This window comes from Acinetobacter sp. C26M (genome assembly GCF_023702675.1).
Lineage (GTDB): Bacteria > Pseudomonadota > Gammaproteobacteria > Pseudomonadales > Moraxellaceae > Acinetobacter.
Genome location: NZ_CP098478.1, coordinates 854,126 through 871,886 on the forward strand (window position 1 = coordinate 854,126; position 17,761 = coordinate 871,886).

Genomic DNA, 17,761 nt, shown 5'->3' on the forward strand with positions numbered 1-17,761 from the left:
TTAAATTAGCCTCTTTCTTTAATTGATTATTATCAATAGATGGTGTGTAATCATATGTTGTATAAGTTATTTATATTTTTTTTAACTACTATTTTTTTTTGTTCGATTACATCGGCTGGAAATAATAAAAATGATTATAATCAGAGTATAAGGTCTTTTGAGAAAGCAATTTCTGGTCGGGAAGTATATGCAGATGTTGCATTTTTAGCTGGGCAAGCTGCTATTTTAATGAAAAAACCTCCAGTTCTAATAAAACCCTTACCGCATTATATTGAGCAGTCAAATGGTTTTCCTGAGTTTGTTGAATATTATTTATGGACTATCAGAGATAAAAAATTGAACATTGAAAAATCAGATTTTTCAAGTTTTAAAGATATTGCTTTTAAACCTGAGCTAGCGCTTCGCTTAAATACATTTCCTTTAGAGAGTGAGGAATATAATAGACAGGTAAAAAAGTCATTCTTAATGATGGGCTATGCAATAACGTGTAGTGATCATTTTGATGAAAATCCGCTTATTTATCCTCTAGATTATGGATATGTAACCACTCATCAAATTTTGGCATTAGTGATCGCCAAAGACAAAGGTTGTGTTGATAATCAACACTATCAACAAGCTTTACCATTATTAATCAACCGTTTAAAAGCGGAATTTGATGTTGAAACAAAGCTAAACGATCTTCAGATAGAAAGAGCAGCAATACTTGCATTGATTGGAAGAGTAGATTTGGTTCCTACTGAATTTATTCAACGAATAGTCGACACTCAAAGATCAGATGGATATTGGTTGTATCATGATGAAATAACACCACGAATTATACCAAAGGAGCATACTTCAGCTTTAGCATATTTTTTATTGGCGGCATATCGGGATAACATTTTACAAAAAAAAGAATCAAAATTAAAAAATAATGATTAAACTTAATTAGATTCTGATGTTAAGGATATATTCAGTGAACAAATCAATAATCGCTCAAACAATGATCGTTTCAGCTATGTTAGCATTAACAGGCTGCGGTGGGGGTGGCAGTTCTACTAGCGCAACACCTACTCCGACGCCAACACCTACTCCGACGCCAACACCTACTCCGACGCCAACACCTACTCCGACACCAACACCTACTCCGACGCCAACACCAACACAAAATGCGCCGTGTCAGGTTACTTTTGAGCAATGGAAACAACTAGCAGCAAATGATTCAGTTGAACAAGTCAACAGTAAATTAAATTGTAATGGTTTTCAGGGGGCTGTCTATGAGAGTTATCCAAATATTAAGCAAATCACCTCAGTCTGGGGTACAGATCTAACGAAACCAACAATAGTTGCTTATTACGATAAAGGAAAGTTGAGTAATACGGTATATACTCCAATCAAATCAGAAACAGCCACATGCTTACCAACAAAAGAATTAAGTGATAGTCTTGCTTTTGATCAGAGTTTGAATGATGTTGAGAAAAAGCTAGGGTGTAAAGGAATCTATCAATACAGCTCTAAAGAGAGTAATAATCGTATATATACTTATTATTCATGGCAAAATGTGACTAGCAAAGATAGTTTGATTGTCATTTTTGATGAGAATAATAAATTAATCGATAAGGTTTACAGAGTAGCGACACCTGAGATTAATACATGTATTCCTGAGCGTGAAAAATGGGATGCGATTACAGTAGGGGATCAATATGATAAAGCTGTAGAAGCTTTAGGTTGTGCTGGCACCTTAACACAAAGTCGTGTGATTAATGGTGTTCCCGCAGAAGTTCGGGAGTGGGGGAAGCTAGATAACTTAGCAAATCATGTAATATTATCAATTTTGAATAGTCAAATCTTTTCCAAGCAATTTATTTTTAAAGATAAAAAATCTGCTTGTGTCCCAAGTTTAGAAAAGTGGCAAGCACTCAAACTAGATTCTTCTTATGAAGATGTCAAAGCTGGAATGCAATGTGAAGGGGTCTTACAAATGTTAAGCACTGCTTCAAAGGATGCTAAACAGTTGCAGTCTACTTATGGCTGGAAAAACTTTTTAGCTACCAGTGATGTTGGAACACCTACGAATCAAATTTTTCATCAACTTGTTTTCGTTGGAGATAAATTGCAAGAAAAAGTTTATACTAACAATAATCAACCTTTTTCTGAGTGTACGCCAACACAACAAGGATTTGATAAAATTAAGATTGGTGAAGAATGGACAACGGCCCAAAATGCTTTTGGCTGTGCAGCCTCTTTAAGTTCAACATCTCAAAATCAAAATGCAATTGCGAAAGAGTATTCTTGGGGACGTTTACAAGATAATACTGTGACGACCTATGCCTATTTAGTTTTGAATAATAGTGGCACTGTTGAGAATAAATTTATTCGCTTTGCCCCCCCTAACTAGATATCAATAAATGTGTGATGATCCAAGCGTCTTGGTGACAAGATACTTGGGTCATGACATACTTTATCTTGTAGGTTATCGGTTTTATCTTGTGAATTATAAAAATTGTGCTAGTCTTTTGAGTATATTTTAAACATTTGTCTATGGATTAGGGCAATGGGAAAAAACAAAAAAATAGGATGCTTATCGCTGTTATTGTTCAGTCCATTGGCGGTGGCAATGCAACCTCTTGATGATCAGAGTCTTTCAAGCACGACAGGTCAGAATGGGCTAAATATAGGCGTACAAGTTTCAAAAGTTGATTTTAATCAGATTGCGATTATTGATAAGGATGGGTTCGCGAAGAAAGGAGAAACAGCTTTACCGAAAGCTGCATTAGTGGTGGCTGCTAATCAAGGTGGTGTAACACCAGGGGTTGATTTTGTCCAAACTTTCAATGCCAACGGGACTATTCAAAATAATACATCTGAATTATTAAATGCAATCATTGACGCTGATCGAGGAACGGGTACAAAAGGTGCTTTTGCAAATATTGCAGTGACTTTTGGTAATAATGTAAACGGGATACGTATACGACCGCTTTCGGTGTATTTAGTGCCAGATGATCCTATTAATGTTGATGCACTTTCTTCATTAAATGGTTCATCTTACATAAGGAAATCTATTTTTAGTTCCGGTACAACACTGAAACAGAATATTAAAGAACTATTAAGGACTAGTAATATTGATATTGAGTTTATTACGAATAATAAACCTAATATGAATATTCAACTAGGAGCGGCTCCTCAAGGACATATGATTACGTTTGGAGGAGCATTGAAGTCAATTTGTGGACCGACAGCAGCAAATCCTGATGGGTGTAATATTAATTTGGTTTCTGGAACAACAGGGGCCAAGTTTGATTTACAGATGACAGGTAACAATGCGAATGGCTTTTCTTTAAATGGCTTTCATGCTGGAATTGAAAATGAGGCAACTGATGGTACAAAAACAACTCCAGGAGGTGTTGTTTTTGGGAATTTTAATAGTGCTTGTGCAACGGATCCTACCAAATGTATTACCTCTGATAAATTTAATTTATCTTTAAATAATGTAAAGATGGGGGATACTATTCCTGCTGCAAATTTGGATGTAAATACATTTAATGGATTGCAAAATGGTTCTATGGGGAACTGGGGAATTAAAGGGGCTTCCATCACTGATTTTAAAATGAAGGTGAGTGGATTATAACTATTCAAATAGGGTTGCTATGATTTCCAAAGCGGCTTAGGCCGCTTTTTATTGTAGCGAGAAAGGTATGGAAATCTAACTCTGTTTTAAATACTGAATAATTTCATCTAATTGTTTGATCTTCTTCACCTGACCCCATAATGCTTGTGCTTCAGGATAAGCTTTGGTCATCATGCCCAGCCACTGCTTGTAACGCCCCACCATGCCAATTTCAGTCTTATATTGGCCGCTTAGGAAGCGTAGTTGTAATTCAACTAAATCCTGCCAAGACAGCACTGCCTGATCCATATTCTCTCGAATACACAGGGTTAAATCTGGTGTGGTGACTGCGCCACGTCCAATCATAAGGTCTTGGCAATGCGATTGTGCTAAACACGCTTTTGCATCCGCATTATTCCAGATCTCACCATTGGCAATCACATTGATTTTTAATGCTTCGGTAATCGGTTGAATTTTTTCCCAATAGGCTGGTGGGGTATAGCCATCAGCTTTGGTTCGTGCATGTACAGTAAGCCAGCTTGCACCTGCATCTTGAATCGCATGAGCATTATCGAGCGTATGATTTTCATCCAGATAGCCCAAACGCATTTTGGCAGAGACAGGAATATGTGCAGGTACAGCATCGCGTACCGCTTTTACTAGCAGATGTACTGTTTCAGGCTCATCTAACAAAACAGAACCACCACGATGGCGATTCACCGTTTTGGCTGGACAACCGAAATTTAGATCAATAGCTGGCGCGCCAAGTTCTACGACTTTTGCTGCATTGGCAGCGAGCATATCAGGGTTGTTACCAAGAAACTGTACATGTACAGGTGTACCTGCTGCGGTTTTGCCGCCATTTTTTAATTCAGGGCAAAAACTATCGTAGATATGATCAGGCAAGATGCTATCGGTAATACGGATAAACTCAGTCACGCACCAATCAAAACTGCCAACATGGGTGAGTACGTCACGCATGATCGGATCAGTCAGACCTTCCATTGGGGCGAGTACAAGTTTCACGATTTTTTACCTAAATAAGCGAAAACAGCGTTATACGCATTTTTTATTAAGATGTCTAGAAAATGTAGCGTGTTCTAAACATGCTGATCTTGAGCGTTTATAGAAAAGTTAATCCATAAGTTTTGATCATCAAAGTTTTGCACGTAAAGCTTAATTTTTTGTTGAGGATACATATTTTCTGATCCTAAAATAAATTCGCAGTCTTTGTAGTTTACGAGACCAAAAAAAATTTCACTATATTGAACAATTACCCCTTGAGGGTAAAAGCAAACAATTTCTGAATCAATACATTGATTAATCTGAAATTTAGTCTTTAAGCGATTCCATGCATCTAAATATTGAGATGTTGATATACTCCAAAAACTTAAAAACTCTTCCTTTGTAATAAGAGATAATTCTTCTAAATGTTCTTCAAAGCATCCTTCAGGTAGAAAAAAATTAGATTGTTCATTTATAAAAGCTGTATTTAAGATTATTGATGGTGTGATATAGATTGCTCTTAAGCAGTAATGTATTTGATCTAATTCATACAGGATTGTTGATGCATCTATATCTGTATATTTATAGTAAGAATACATCATTATCCCATTTTAATTAGCGACCTAAAATCATTTCTAAAACAAATTTACTGCCCATAAAACCAATGGCGAGCAGGACAAAACCAGTAATGGTAAAACGAATGGCTTTGCGACCGCGCCAGCCAAATTTGTAATGGCCAATAAGTAAGGCGCCATATAAGAACCATGAAATAATACTAAAGGCCGTTTTATGTGCCAGATGCTGTGCAAAGAAGTTATCAATGGTAAAGAAGCCAAATAACAATGCTGCTGTCAATAAACCAAAACCCGTGATAATCAGGTCAAACAACAAAGATTCCATGACTTGGAAAGGTGGCAACAGATTGACCCAAATACGTTTTTTCTGCTTCTTTTTGAGTTCTCGATCTTGAAACCAGAGCAATACTGCATGAATGGTTGCCATTAATAAAACTGCATATGCAGATAATGACAAAATAATATGTAAATCTAAGCCTAAGCTATGTTGTTCAATAATTTGATTGGGTTGGCTAAAGGCAAAGCCTAATATTAAACCAAAAGCAGCAACAGGTGTCCCGATCAGGTTTAAAGGAAGGATCGGGCGAATCAAACTTAAGATTAAACTCAGAGCTAACATCAGTCCTGAAGTGAATGACATTAGATTAAAGACATCATAATTCACCCCAATTGGTGTCATCATGTCCTGATAGAGCACGGTACTATGCAGTACTAATCCTAATCCAACCAAAAGACCATAGCACCAAAGATTTGGAGTACGTTTTGACATCAAATGAATAAACAAATACCAAAATGAACTGGTATAGGCGATGAGTGCCAAAATTGTGTAAACCAAGGGGAGACTGATCATGTCAAACCTTTTGAAGGAGGATGAATAATATTCACCATATAAGATATAAATTCGCTTCGAACTACAGTATCCTATAGCATCTTACGCATAAATTTTCTATTTTAAGAAAGATTTTTTTGCAACTAGCCATTTTAAGCGGATTTCGCAATGTTTGATACCTTAACAGAACGACTCACACAGAGTTTAAGAAATGTTACTGGCTCAGGGCAGCTGACCGAAGACAATATTAAAGATACCCTACGTGAAGTACGTATGGCACTTCTTGAAGCCGATGTGGCGTTACCTGTAACTCGTGAGTTTATCGCGAAGGTTAAGGAAGAAGCGCTAGGTCAAGAGGTGATGACTCAGCTTTCTCCTGGTCAGGCATTTGTAAAGATTGTCTATGATGAACTCACCAAGATGATGGGTGAGGCCAATGAAACACTAGATTTAAGCGCAAAACCACCTGTTGTTGTACTGCTTGCTGGTTTGCAGGGTGCGGGTAAAACCACAACTGCTGCAAAATTAGCGCGTTTCTTAAAAGAGCGTCAAAAGAAAAAAGTCATGACTGTTTCTGCTGACGTTTATCGTCCAGCAGCAATCAAGCAGTTAGAAACAGTATCGAATGAAGTTGGTGTCGGTTTCATTCCATCTGAAGCGTCTGAAAAGCCAATTGATATTGTCAATCGTGCGATTGAACAAGCGAAAATCCAATTCGCTGATGTTTTGATTGTCGATACAGCAGGTCGTCTACATGTCGATGAAGACATGATGGACGAGATTATAGAATTACATGCAGCGGTTAAGCCAACCGAGACTTTATTCGTTGTTGATGCAATGACCGGTCAGGATGCGGCCAATACAGCGAAAGCATTTAATGATGCTTTGGCTTTGACAGGTGTGATTCTGACTAAGACTGATGGTGATGCACGCGGTGGTGCAGCACTTTCTGTTCGTGCGATCACAGGTAAGCCAATCAAGTTCTTGGGGATTGGTGAGAAACTGGATGCACTTGAGCCATTCCATCCAGATCGTGTTGCGCAACGTATCTTGGGTATGGGTGACGTCCTTTCTTTGGTCGAAGAAGTTGAACGCAAGATCGACAAAGAAAAAGCCGAAAAAATGGCGAAGAAATTGCAGAAAGGCGGTACCTTCAATTTTGAAGATATGCTGATGCAATTTGAGCAAATGAGCAAAATGGGCGGCATGATGGGCTTCTTGGATAAGTTGCCTGGTATGAGCAATGCTGGCATTCAGGATGCAATTGAAAAAGCCAATCCTGAAAAGCAAGTTAAGCGTATGGAAGCCATTATTCAGTCGATGACGATCAAAGAACGTCGGAATCCTGACTTGATGAATCCAAGCCGTAAAAAACGTATTGCTGCTGGCTGTGGTATGGATGTTGCCGAGGTCAATAAATTGATCAAGCAACAAGCACAAATGGCGAAAATGATGAAGAAATTTGCTAACCCATCGGGCATGAGCAAAATGCTGAAATCATTAGGCAATATGCAAAAACAATTTGGTGGTGGCGGAAATATGGGACCTTTGTTTGGTAGCAATGACCAGAAAAAGTAAGTTCTATTGTTCTTAAAAAAAGGCGCTTGATGCGCCTTTTTTAATGCGAGCGTATTGTATAAATTTAATACAAAACATCAACATTCAACTGAGTTTAAAAATAAGAAAATTAAAAATAAGTCTATGTTTTACATTAAAAAGTAGTGTTAAATATGTCGCATAATTCAAAAAATAAGGTGTTTATTGTACATTGTGAACATGCAGATCCAGAACAACATTGGTATCACTGGCTAGAACATCATCTACAAAATGATGAGCTTGAGGTAGAGCGGGTTTTCCTTGCTGATGCGGGTCATCCTGAAGTGGAGATTTGGCAAACTTGTCTGGATGCACAGTTAAAAGGACTCAATGAGAAGAGTATCGTGGTGGCACATGGTTTATCCTGTGTTGCGGTGGCTCGATTTCTAGCAAAGAAACTGAAGCAAACCACTTTGAAAGCAGGGGTGTTTATCGCTGGTTTTAATGATCGGATCTCACCAGATTCTGAATTCAATGCATTTATTGAACATTCAGCTTTTGAGAGTGGCTTATTACGTGCCAACATTCAAAGACGTCTGGTTTTCTTTTCCAGTAATGATCCTGTTGTACCAGTGCCGCTCACCTTCAAATTCTCAAATTTACTCAATGCCCAATTGATTGAAGTAGCTCAAGCTGGGCATTTCCGAGCAGAAGATGGTTTTAGTGAATTTCCACAACTATTACAAGCAATTCAAACTTTAGTGAAAGCTGAATTGAGTTGAACATAATGCCTTAAGCCTTTAAGCAATAAATCTGATTCGACTTGGGGCTGATAATGGCTGAGGAATTTGGCGAATAGAGTGGCATCACCACCTGTTAAAATTAGTTTTTTAGGCGATTGCTGCATAATTTGGTCAATGGTGCTGATCAGACCAAGTAAAATACCGTGATGTACAGCATCAACTGTATTGTGACCGGGTTTTAAGTTATCAAAAGCAGAGTCGGGAATTTTAATGCCTTTGGTATTTTGAATCAGTGAATCTCGTTGCAGGTACAAGTTTGGCAGAATATAACCGCCTAGATGTTGCAATCCTTCGACCAAATCAATGGTCAGGGCAGTGCCACAGCCAATCACACAAAAATTTTCATTTGGCTTCGCCATCGCCAAGACTTGTAACCAACGATCAATCCCCAGTTGGCTTGGGACATCATAGCCACAATGTAAACCTGCATATTCAGCATGGACTTTGGCAAAAATAATCGGGATATCCAAAATATCCAGAATCATGTGAATACGTTGATTATTTTCAGAATCCAAAACCGAAGAAATCCCGACACGACTTAAATTTTGATGACGAAAGTGTTGAATCAACCCCAGTAATAGATCTGCAGGAGATTGTAGGTGTAATTCAGCAGCATGTTCGATCACTTGATCATGTGCTGTGATCCAATATTTTAGGCGCGTATTACCAATGTCCAACCATAAACTTTTCATAGAACCATCATTTCCTCAAATCGAAGCGAGACGTAAACGACCTTGATAGAATTGTTGGGTTTGATCCGTTTTGATCAGTACCGCACCATCATTGGAAATTCCTTGAAAAAGTCCCTGAACTTTACCTTGAGTATGTTCAAATTCAACCTGTTGATTCAGCCAAATCGCATGGTGATTAAAGCGTTCCGCTAGATTATAACTGCCATGTTCAAACCATTGTGCTGCCTGCTGGATTGCGCTGTAGAGTTCAGCAATCAGCGTTAACCGATCAATATGGGTTAAGCCAAGCATCTCTAATGATGTAATCGGTTGATCTGCATTTTCAACGGGTGGGGTATTCAAATTGATCCCAACACCAACAATTGCTTGGTTTGATGAAAGTGGCTCAACCAAAATTCCACCCCATTTGCCTTGTGGACTATATAAATCATTTGGCCATTTGACTTGTAATGTTAAGCCGTGCAAGCTCGGCATCTGTAAAATATTCAGTGCAACTTCAAGGGCAAGACGACCATCGAGTGCTGTTTTGCTTTGAATCAGTGTGCTTAAATAAATGTTGCCTTCAGGAGACGCCCATTGTCGTTGGTGTTGACCTCGACCTTGCGTTTGTAGTGCGCTGCATACCAGTCCTGTTGTAATGCCTTTTTGCGCAATTTCACGCATATCATCATTGGTCGAGGTCGTGGTTGTTTTGAGTAGCACCACTTCTGGAAATTGATTTTTTGCGTTCAATAATTGCTGAAGCTGGCGGGTAGCGAAATCATCCATCATTTTTACAAGTAGAGTGGTCATGTGTTTATGGAGTTAATCATATATTTGCTGATTGGCGCAATTGCTGGATTTGCTGCGGGGCTATTTGGTGTTGGTGGTGGCTTAATTATTGTGCCAATTTTATATATTGTCTTTACGCAGATGAATTATGACCCCAATGTCATTATGCATATTGCAGTTGGAACATCGTTAGCAACCATTATTGTGACTTCGATTAGCTCGGTGATGGCGCATCATAAAAAAGGGGCGGTTCTTTGGTCGGTATTCCGTAATTTAGCACCTGGCTTAGTACTTGGTTCATTCCTTGGTGCTGGTGTTGCTGATTTGATGTCTGGACAGCACTTACAGTTAGTGATTGGTGTCTTTGCTGTTTGGATGGCTTACAAGATGTTTAGAGGTGCAAATGCGGTGGTTGATCCGAATCGTCATCTACCGTCGGCTGCATTACAACTTGCTGCGGGTGGGGGAATTGGGGTGGCTTCAGCGATTTTTGGTATTGGCGGTGGCAGTCTTACCGTGCCTTACTTAAATCGTCATGGCGTCGTGATGCAAAAAGCTGTTGCAACTTCAGCAGCCTGTGGTTTGCCAATTGCAGTTGCGGGAGCAATTGGTTTTATGTGGTTTGGTGCCAAAGAGCAGATTGAAGTGCCGAACACCATTGGCTATGTGCATATCTATGCTTTCTTGGGCATTAGTGTGATGAGCTTTATCACCGCAAAATTTGGCGCCAAAGTTGCACATCGTTTATCGCCAGCCATGCTGAAAAAATGTTTTGCTGGTCTATTAGTGGTTGTCGGTAGCTACTTTATTTATAAAGGATTGATCTAATTTCTTAGTGAATAAGACCATAATGTACTTCAATGGTGGCAATCAAGGTTTCGACCAGAAGAAGTACATCATCTTGCTGACGTGCATCGATAAAGAACATTGGGTAATTCATTTCTTTGGCTTGCAGCCAGTCACGATAAATCGATAAAGTTCGTTCTGGCATACGGTCGATATGCGTAATTGCAATCACAATATTATTGCCAAACGGTTGGAAAGATTGAATGTATTGCTCTAAATCTAGTAGCGGGTTTTCAGCAGCATGGTCAATCATGACAATGGTGCCAATTGTACCTTTACAAATCACTGCCCAGATAAAATCAAAGCGGTCTTGGCCTGGCGTGCCATATAAACCGACCTTAACTCCATCGTCCAAAGTCAGTTCACCATAATCAATTCCAACGGTGGTGAGTAATTTTTCATGCGATTCAGTATCGGTGTTCAATGCCTCGGTACTCAGCACTTCAATTTCAGACAACGCTTTGATCGCTGTGGATTTACCTGAACCCATGGTGCCGCCAAAGACAATTTTATATTGATGTAAAATCATATTCGTGACCTTAATTAAAAGCCTAAACGGTGGCGTAAGCGACCAAATAGTTTTTTCATAAAATGCTGTTCTGTATTGTTCTGCTGATTTTGTGGACGATATTTCGCCTCAGGGTCTTTAATCAGTTTTCCACAGTCTGCGCCTAAACAAGCTGCAACGAAGTGCCTAACTTTCTGTTCAGGTAGATTCAATTGACTGGCAACCGTTGTGATTTGTGCACCTTGGGCAAAGCAAGCTGACATACGCAAGATATCTTGACGATCAATTTTATTTTTGGGTTGTGGCCACATTTCTAGATAAAAACTAGAAGCAGATGGTGGGCATAGCTCCTCAAAGTCCATTGATGTCCAAAGTAAATGCCATAACCATTGTTTTAAATCTTGTTGAGCTGCATCTACGATCCAATACTGATCATTTTGCGTAGCATAGGTATAGTTCAGGCTTGGATCGGTTTGAAACGAGCTAAACTCTGGATTTTGCCATAGCCATTGATTACGCGGATCCGCAATGGCGAGTAGTCCTTGGTTATCAAACAACTGAATCTTGCCATTTTTAGGATTTTGGATTTCTTGCAACACGTCTTTAATTTGTTTGCGATGAAAGGTTGGCGTATCTTCAATTTCGGTATTTACTGGAACCTGATTTAAGCGTTCATCCAGATGAAGGCTCAGCCAATGATGTAAGGAGTGAAGATGGTTGAGTGGTAGAAATAAAGTATCGTTTTCGATAGCGCTATTTTTATCTTCATCATTGGCAATCTTGAGTACATTGATCTTATTATTTTGCAGTAGGCTTTTGATATTGGGTGAATCAAAAAACACATGGTTGATCATTAGGATGTCAAGTTGCGGCTCAGCAATATTGCTCCAATTGATCTGGACATGATGAGGCACAGCAGTTTGTACCTGCTGTTTTAACTCATTCAATGTTCTGAGACTCAGCCCAAAAATGGCAATATTAACAGCCTGATCGACACCCATGATATGACTCATCTATATGTGTACTGCGTAATTCGGAGGGAAATTTAAAATGCGATACTTTTAATGAAAATATTATTTTTTGTGAATTACATCAATAAAAATACGATGAAAGAAAATCTTTCAGATATGCGGTTAAATAAGAATAGAACGGTTAAATATTTGATATTAAATATAGAAAAACTGACTTTTTAGTACATATTGAGAATTATTATTTGGTTTTTTAGCATGATTGGCTTAAAAAGCAATAAAATTGTCAGACAATGATATAGAATTTATGCGGTGAGATCAGTTAAAACAAAAAAGCGCAAATAGCATTGGATCAATGCGTATAACAAAGATAGCGAGGGGCTCATGAATCTCGAAGAGGCTGATAGTCTTTCTGAACAGATTGCAAAATATATTAGTGAACAAATTATTAGTGGTGAGCTGGTTGAAGGCGAACGCATCCAAGAGTTGCGCATTGCGAAAGAATTAGACGTCAGTCGTGGATCAGTTCGCGAAGCATTGTTGTTGCTTGAGCGAACTTATTTAATTGAAATTTTTCCGCGCCGTGGTGCAATTGTTTCTGAAATGTCAGCTCAACAAGTTAAAGCATTATTTGACACCAATGTGATGGTGCTTGGACATATTGTGCAACGGATTAGTGAAACTTGGCGAGTCAATGAAGCGGAGCAACTGCAAGCTTTATTGGATCAATTGGTCGAGTTTGTTCGTGCGGGCGATATCGAAAAATTCTACGATGCGATCTTTAAATATCTGGCTGAACAGCATGATATGGTGGCGAATCCTTATCTGATGCAGTTTTATAAAGAATTGCTGCCATCGTTACGTCGTAGCTATTTTTTGACCTTGAATACTTCACGTCGAGAGCTACAAGAATCGTTTACCCTGTTTAAGTTAGTGATTGATGCTATTTTGATCCGAAAATCACAACAAGCTGCTTTATTTATGGAAGATTTTTGTCGACACTTGCGCAACCTTGTGTTGGAATCTCTGACACGTATGAAACAGATTGAATTGGCTTGGGCTAGACGCTCACGCCGCTAGTTAGGGCAGTATGCGTTTAAGCAGTTTAAAACTTTCAGGCTTTAAATCTTTCGCCGATAGTACAACATTACATTTTAAGGCAAACCGTACTGCGGTGGTTGGGCCGAACGGTTGTGGTAAATCGAATGTTATTGATGCGATTCGCTGGGTTATGGGCGAGTCCAACGCACGTCAATTGCGTGGTGGTAGCATGCAGGATGTCATCTTTACGGGGACAGCCAAGCGTAAACCTGTTGGTGTCGCCAGTGTAGAACTTCGTTTTGACAATACCTATGGCAAATTAGGTGGTGCTTATAACGCCTATAGTGAGCTTGCGGTGCGTCGCCAAGTCACGCGTGAAGGTAAATCTGAATATTTCTTAAATGGTACACGTTGCCGTCGACGTGATATCACTGATATTTTCTTGGGTACAGGTCTCGGTCCACGCTCTTATGCGGTGATTGAACAGGGCATGATTAACCGTCTGGTCGATGCTAAACCTGAAGAAATGCGTGTGTTTATTGAAGAAGCGGCAGGGGTGTCACGTTATCAGGCACGCCGTCGTGAAACCTTGCAGCACTTAGAGCATACTGAACAAAATCTGGCACGTTTAGACGATATTGCCGCTGAACTAAAATCCCAACTTAGAAGCTTAAAGCGTCAATCTGAAGCTGCGATTCAATATAAGACCTTAGAAGGGCAGATTCGAACTTTAAAAATCGAGATTCTTTCATTTCAAGCCAATCAAAGTCAAAAGCTACAACAAGAATATACGGTTGAAATGACCGCGCTGGGTGAAAACTTTAAGTTGGTTCGTTCAGAATCTCAAACCATTGAACACGATCTTGAAGCCACCAGTGCTTTATTCCAACGCTTAATTCAGCAGTCTTCACCCTTGCAGCATGAATGGCAACAGGCCGAGAAAAAGCTGTCTGAATTAAAAATGACCTTGGAACAAAAACAGAGTTTATTCCAGCAAAACAGTACCAGCTTGCTGCAACTTGAACAGCAGAAAGTACAAACCAAAGAGCGTCTGCAACTCTCTGAATTACAGGTTGAAACCTTAAGCACTCAATTTGATGAGCAAAATGAAAGCTTGCTTGCCTTAGAGCAGCAGACACAAACGGCTGAGCAAAATTTTACTGATGTTCAGGCACAGCACAAGCAAGCACAACAGCAATTTGATCAATTGAAAACCCAAGTCGATCAGCAACAACAGAAAAAGTTGCAGATGGCAGCGCAAATTGAGCAGCTTGGTAAGAATGTTCTGCGGATTGAACAGCAAAAGCAGACCTTGCAAACGCAAAGCACTCAGATTCGTGCTCAGGTTCAGGATGATGAACAGGCGCAGTTAGAACAATTACAGCAGCAACTGCAACAGGAAATAATTGCGTTAGAAACAGCAATTGAGCAATTACAGCAGGATGTTCAGACACAGCAAGATCAGCAACAGTTGCAGAAGGCTGATGTGCAGAGTTTGAAAACCGAAATTCAGGTTTTATTGGCTGAACAAAAGAACTTAAATCAGCTCGTCGCAAAGCAAAGTCCGAAGCATGATCAAAATGCAGTTCGATTGATGCAAAGCTTACGTTTAAGCGCTCAAGCTAAAGCGCATGCAAGCATTATTGAGAAGTTCTTGGCCAAGTGGCTGCAAGCGCATTTACTGGATGGTGAACAGTCATTTCAGGAAGGTGTGGCTCGACAGTTAAAAAATCCCTCCCAACCTTCCTTTGATAAAGGGAGGAGTTCCCCTCTTTTTCAAAGAGGGGTTAGGGGAGATTTAAAATATCTATCAGATTGGATCGAAGCTCCGCAATCTTCACTCTGGGCTAATGTAGCGGTTACAGAGAATTTAGCGATTGCATTGGAACATCAAGCAGATCTCCTGCATGCACAATCCATTCTGACGCTCGATGGTTATCATGTCGGCGCAGACTGGGTCATTGCTTTGCATTATGATGACGAAAGTCAAACTGCACAGGGCATGCTCAGTCATCAAGTGCGTTTAGAGGAAATTGAACAGCAACTGGCACAGCAACAACCGCAGTTGCTTGATTTGGAACATCAGTTTTCACAGCAGCAGCAGGCTTTGCAACAGCAACAACAGTGTTTGCAGCAACAACAGCAAAGTCTGAAGCAAAAGCAAAAAGAGCTGCAACAGCTAGATGTGCAAATTGCCAAACTACAAAGTACGGCACAAGCCTTTGTAATGCAGCAACAGCAGTTGGCCGATCAGCTGAAACAGCTTGATCTACAACTTGAAGAAGATGCCATGCAGCGTGATGATCTGGAGATCGATCTACATGCGCTTGCATTGAAATTAGAAGCAGTGTTGCCGAACTATAAGACTTTGCAATTTCAGGTGGAAAACTTGAATGAGCAGTTGGATGAGCAACAACAGCAGTTGACTCAACAACAACAGCAACGTGAAACTTTACGTCGCCAGACCTCGCAAGCCAATCAGCAAATTGAGTTACTGGAAAAAGATATCTCGTTCCTGAAAACGCAGTATCGTCAAATCATTGAACAAATTGAGCAAGCAAAGAAGTTTGTTGATCCGATTCAGCTTGAACTACCGAATTTAGAGTCGCAATTCCACGAGCAATTTCAGCAAACAGAAAAGCTGCAAAAAACCTGGAATGAATGGCAGCTTGAACTGAATCAAGTGCAAGAGAAACAGCAGCAACTGACGGAACAACGTCATCAAGCTCAACAGAAAGACGAGCAGGTGCGTGAGCAGTTGGAACAAAAGCGCTTGGCTTGGCAAGCGGCGAAATCAGATCGTGAACATTATCTGGAGCAACTGAAAGAACTCAATGCGGAAGTTTTATCTGATCTGTCGATTGAAATTAAAGATCACCAGCAGAAACTGGAAAAAGCCCAGCAGCAATTCGAGAAAATCGGTGCGGTGAATTTGGCAGCATCGCTAGAATATGAGGAAGTGTCGCAACGTTTTGATGAACTGAGTCACCAGATGCAGGATCTACAAAATACGGTTGATCAGCTCAAAGACGCGATGAAAAGTATTGATCAGGAAACCCGTAAGCTATTTATGACCACCTTCGATCAGGTCAATCAAGAGCTGCAGCTGTTGTTTCCAAAGGTATTTGGTGGTGGTGAGGCGACTTTAAGTCTTGAAGATGATTGGCAGTCTGGGGTGAAACTGATGGCACGCCCACCTGGCAAGCGTAACAGCTCCTTGGCCTTGCTTTCAGGCGGTGAAAAGACCTTAACGGCTTTGGCTTTGGTATTTGCAATCTTCAGATTGAACCCTGCACCGTTCTGCGTACTGGACGAAGTTGATGCGCCACTTGATGATGCCAATGTACAACGGTATTGTAATTTGGTAAAAGAGCTTTCTGAACAAGTGCAATTCATTTACATTACACATAATAAATTGGCGATGACAATGGCAACTGATTTACTTGGAGTCACCATGCCAGAGCCAGGTACATCAAAATTAGTGACTGTCGATTTAGAACAGGCAAAAGAATACGGGTTAGTTGCGGAGTCTTAGTATGGAAATGAATACAATAATAGGCATTGTTGCCGCCGTTGCGATTATGCTCGTTGGTTTAATCATGATTTTAAGAAAACCAAAACCAGTTGAGCCGTCATTAGAAGCAGATTTACATATTAATCCTGAAAGTCAGCAACCTGTGATCCCACGTCATGTACGTGACCAACTTTTACAAAATGAAGTGGTGACTACAACTGAGCGTGTTGAGCCAAGTTTAAATACTGAAGCAATTGTAGTTGAGCCTGTAGCAGAGCAGGCAGCTGAAGCGACTAGTGTTGAAACAAAAACGACGGAAGTAGAACAAACTGCTAAAGCAGATGAGACTGTTGAAGCTGTAGCAGAGCTTACAGTGGCTCAAAAAGATGAGACAGTAGTAACTGAAGCAGAAACAACTATCGTTTCTGAAAATGTAGAAGCTACAGAGAAAGCAGAGGAAAGCAAAGCGGAAACTGAGCTTAGCTTAAATCCAAATATTGAAACCGTCGAGATCGAAGAGTTTGATGGCGAAAGTAATATTCTGGATGTGCATTTACATGAACAGCAACGCTATGATGATGAAAGTGCTTTAGCAACCGCAGAGCAAATCATTGCCCTGAATGTTTATCCAAATCCACGTCGTGCCTTATCTGGTGATAAAGCACTGAAGGTATTATTGAAATATGGTTTACGTTTCGGTGAAATGTCATGTTTCCATCGTTATGAAAACACCGATGAGCCAAGTGCCTTGATGTTCTCGGTATTGCGTATGACGGATAATGGTCCTGCAGGTTTTGATTTGGAAACTTTATCGGGCGAGCAGGTGCAAGGTCTTGCATTCTTCTTGGCTTTACCAAATAGCAAAGCAGTTACGGGTTATGACATGATGACCAGTATTGCAGGCTTAATTGCACGTGAAGTGGATGGTAAGGTCTATGATGAAAACAATTTAGAGTTTACACCGCAGTTGAAAGAACATTGGCGTCATCATGTGATTGATTATCGTCCAAATCAAGCAACCGTCTAATGAATCTTTTATAATAAATTTAGTAAAAATTATAGGGCGGTTTTTCCGCCCTTTTATATGGTG

At 39.9% G+C, this 17,761-nt stretch carries 16 protein-coding genes; 9 read left to right on the forward strand and 7 right to left on the reverse strand.

Annotated features, from left to right (window positions below; translation table 11 throughout):
* Positions 1-54 precede the first annotated feature (54 nt).
* From NDN11_RS03950 to NDN11_RS03960, 3 genes are all read left to right on the forward strand, one after another.
* Complete coding sequence (locus NDN11_RS03950; RefSeq protein WP_251110831.1) at positions 55-918, forward strand: DUF4735 domain-containing protein; 864 nt, start codon at positions 55-57, stop codon at positions 916-918.
* 34 nt (positions 919-952) lie between these two features.
* On the forward strand, positions 953-2,374 hold the full coding sequence (locus NDN11_RS03955; RefSeq protein ID WP_251110832.1) for a hypothetical protein: 1,422 nt from the start codon (positions 953-955) through the stop codon (positions 2,372-2,374).
* A 156-nt stretch (positions 2,375-2,530) separates the two neighbouring features.
* Entirely contained in the window at positions 2,531-3,604 is a 1,074-nt protein-coding gene (locus NDN11_RS03960; protein ID WP_251110833.1) for a DUF6160 family protein, read from the forward strand.
* A 75-nt stretch (positions 3,605-3,679) separates the two neighbouring features.
* Here NDN11_RS03960 and NDN11_RS03965 read toward each other — a convergent pair whose 3' ends face one another.
* The 3 genes from NDN11_RS03965 to NDN11_RS03975 form a co-directional block, all read right to left on the reverse strand.
* Complete coding sequence (locus NDN11_RS03965; RefSeq protein WP_251110834.1) at positions 3,680-4,609, reverse strand: tRNA dihydrouridine synthase; 930 nt, start codon at positions 4,607-4,609, stop codon at positions 3,680-3,682.
* A 74-nt stretch (positions 4,610-4,683) separates the two neighbouring features.
* The gene (locus tag NDN11_RS03970; protein WP_251110835.1) at positions 4,684-5,187 is read right to left on the reverse strand and encodes a hypothetical protein; all 504 of its coding nucleotides are present in this window, start codon (positions 5,185-5,187) and stop codon (positions 4,684-4,686) included.
* 16 nt (positions 5,188-5,203) lie between these two features.
* Complete coding sequence (locus tag NDN11_RS03975; protein WP_251110836.1) at positions 5,204-6,013, reverse strand: cytochrome C assembly family protein; 810 nt, start codon at positions 6,011-6,013, stop codon at positions 5,204-5,206.
* Positions 6,014-6,160: 147 nt separating this feature from the next.
* On the opposite strand from NDN11_RS03975, the gene ffh reads away from it, so the two are divergent.
* The gene (ffh, locus tag NDN11_RS03980) at positions 6,161-7,570 is read left to right on the forward strand and encodes a signal recognition particle protein (RefSeq protein ID WP_167247953.1); all 1,410 of its coding nucleotides are present in this window, start codon (positions 6,161-6,163) and stop codon (positions 7,568-7,570) included.
* Positions 7,571-7,722: 152 nt separating this feature from the next.
* Complete coding sequence (locus tag NDN11_RS03985) at positions 7,723-8,310, forward strand: RBBP9/YdeN family alpha/beta hydrolase (RefSeq protein ID WP_251110837.1); 588 nt, start codon at positions 7,723-7,725, stop codon at positions 8,308-8,310.
* Here NDN11_RS03985 and NDN11_RS03990 read toward each other — a convergent pair.
* A complete protein-coding gene (locus NDN11_RS03990; protein ID WP_167247955.1) occupies positions 8,280-9,023 on the reverse strand; it encodes a pantothenate kinase in 744 nt (247 codons plus the stop codon). The two genes, NDN11_RS03985 and NDN11_RS03990, sit on opposite strands and share 31 nt — an antisense overlap.
* Positions 9,024-9,038: 15 nt before the next feature.
* The gene (locus NDN11_RS03995) at positions 9,039-9,815 is read right to left on the reverse strand and encodes a biotin--[acetyl-CoA-carboxylase] ligase (RefSeq protein WP_251110838.1); all 777 of its coding nucleotides are present in this window, start codon (positions 9,813-9,815) and stop codon (positions 9,039-9,041) included.
* 6 nt (positions 9,816-9,821) lie between these two features.
* On the opposite strand from NDN11_RS03995, the gene NDN11_RS04000 reads away from it, so the two are divergent.
* On the forward strand, positions 9,822-10,622 hold the full coding sequence (locus tag NDN11_RS04000; RefSeq protein WP_167247957.1) for a sulfite exporter TauE/SafE family protein: 801 nt from the start codon (positions 9,822-9,824) through the stop codon (positions 10,620-10,622).
* A gap of 4 nt (positions 10,623-10,626) precedes the next feature.
* On the opposite strand, the gene NDN11_RS04005 is transcribed toward NDN11_RS04000, so the two are convergent.
* Together NDN11_RS04005 and NDN11_RS04010 are read right to left on the reverse strand one after the other, a co-directional pair.
* Positions 10,627-11,169, reverse strand: coding sequence for a GTP-binding protein (locus tag NDN11_RS04005; protein WP_251110839.1), 543 nt, complete (start codon positions 11,167-11,169; stop codon positions 10,627-10,629).
* A gap of 14 nt (positions 11,170-11,183) precedes the next feature.
* A complete protein-coding gene (locus tag NDN11_RS04010) occupies positions 11,184-12,149 on the reverse strand; it encodes a hypothetical protein (RefSeq protein ID WP_251111487.1) in 966 nt (321 codons plus the stop codon).
* Positions 12,150-12,500: 351 nt separating this feature from the next.
* Between NDN11_RS04010 and NDN11_RS04015 the strand changes: the two genes are divergently transcribed.
* From NDN11_RS04015 to NDN11_RS04025, 3 genes are read left to right on the forward strand one after another with little or no spacing between them, the layout of a single operon-like run.
* Positions 12,501-13,196 (forward strand): GntR family transcriptional regulator, encoded by a 696-nt coding sequence (locus tag NDN11_RS04015; protein WP_005151133.1) that lies wholly within the window; start codon positions 12,501-12,503, stop codon positions 13,194-13,196.
* A 10-nt stretch (positions 13,197-13,206) separates the two neighbouring features.
* The gene (gene smc / locus NDN11_RS04020) at positions 13,207-16,692 is read left to right on the forward strand and encodes a chromosome segregation protein SMC (RefSeq protein ID WP_251110840.1); all 3,486 of its coding nucleotides are present in this window, start codon (positions 13,207-13,209) and stop codon (positions 16,690-16,692) included.
* A gap of 1 nt (position 16,693) precedes the next feature.
* Positions 16,694-17,698 carry a cell division protein ZipA C-terminal FtsZ-binding domain-containing protein gene (locus NDN11_RS04025; protein WP_251110841.1) on the forward strand — a complete coding sequence of 335 codons (1,005 nt, stop codon included), beginning with the start codon at positions 16,694-16,696 and terminating at the stop codon, positions 17,696-17,698.
* The last annotated feature ends 63 nt before the right edge of the window (positions 17,699-17,761 follow it).

Bases quoted from the DNA above. Each gene is read 5' to 3' on its own strand.
- NDN11_RS03950 (WP_251110831.1), top strand. From the start codon at position 55: ATGTTGTATAAGTTATTTATATTTTTTTTAACTACTATTTTTTTTTGT.
- NDN11_RS03960 (WP_251110833.1), top strand. From the start codon at position 2,531: ATGGGAAAAAACAAAAAAATAGGATGCTTATCGCTGTTATTGTTCAGT.
- NDN11_RS03970 (WP_251110835.1), bottom strand. From the start codon at position 5,187: ATGTATTCTTACTATAAATATACAGATATAGATGCATCAACAATCCTG.
- NDN11_RS03975 (WP_251110836.1), bottom strand. From the start codon at position 6,013: ATGATCAGTCTCCCCTTGGTTTACACAATTTTGGCACTCATCGCCTAT.
- ffh (WP_167247953.1), top strand. From the start codon at position 6,161: ATGTTTGATACCTTAACAGAACGACTCACACAGAGTTTAAGAAATGTT.
- NDN11_RS03985 (WP_251110837.1), top strand. From the start codon at position 7,723: ATGTCGCATAATTCAAAAAATAAGGTGTTTATTGTACATTGTGAACAT.
- NDN11_RS03990 (WP_167247955.1), bottom strand. From the start codon at position 9,023: ATGAAAAGTTTATGGTTGGACATTGGTAATACGCGCCTAAAATATTGG.
- NDN11_RS03995 (WP_251110838.1), bottom strand. From the start codon at position 9,815: ATGACCACTCTACTTGTAAAAATGATGGATGATTTCGCTACCCGCCAG.
- NDN11_RS04000 (WP_167247957.1), top strand. From the start codon at position 9,822: ATGGAGTTAATCATATATTTGCTGATTGGCGCAATTGCTGGATTTGCT.
- NDN11_RS04005 (WP_251110839.1), bottom strand. From the start codon at position 11,169: ATGATTTTACATCAATATAAAATTGTCTTTGGCGGCACCATGGGTTCA.
- NDN11_RS04010 (WP_251111487.1), bottom strand. From the start codon at position 12,149: ATGGGTGTCGATCAGGCTGTTAATATTGCCATTTTTGGGCTGAGTCTC.
- NDN11_RS04015 (WP_005151133.1), top strand. From the start codon at position 12,501: ATGAATCTCGAAGAGGCTGATAGTCTTTCTGAACAGATTGCAAAATAT.
- smc (WP_251110840.1), top strand. From the start codon at position 13,207: ATGCGTTTAAGCAGTTTAAAACTTTCAGGCTTTAAATCTTTCGCCGAT.
- NDN11_RS04025 (WP_251110841.1), top strand. From the start codon at position 16,694: ATGGAAATGAATACAATAATAGGCATTGTTGCCGCCGTTGCGATTATG.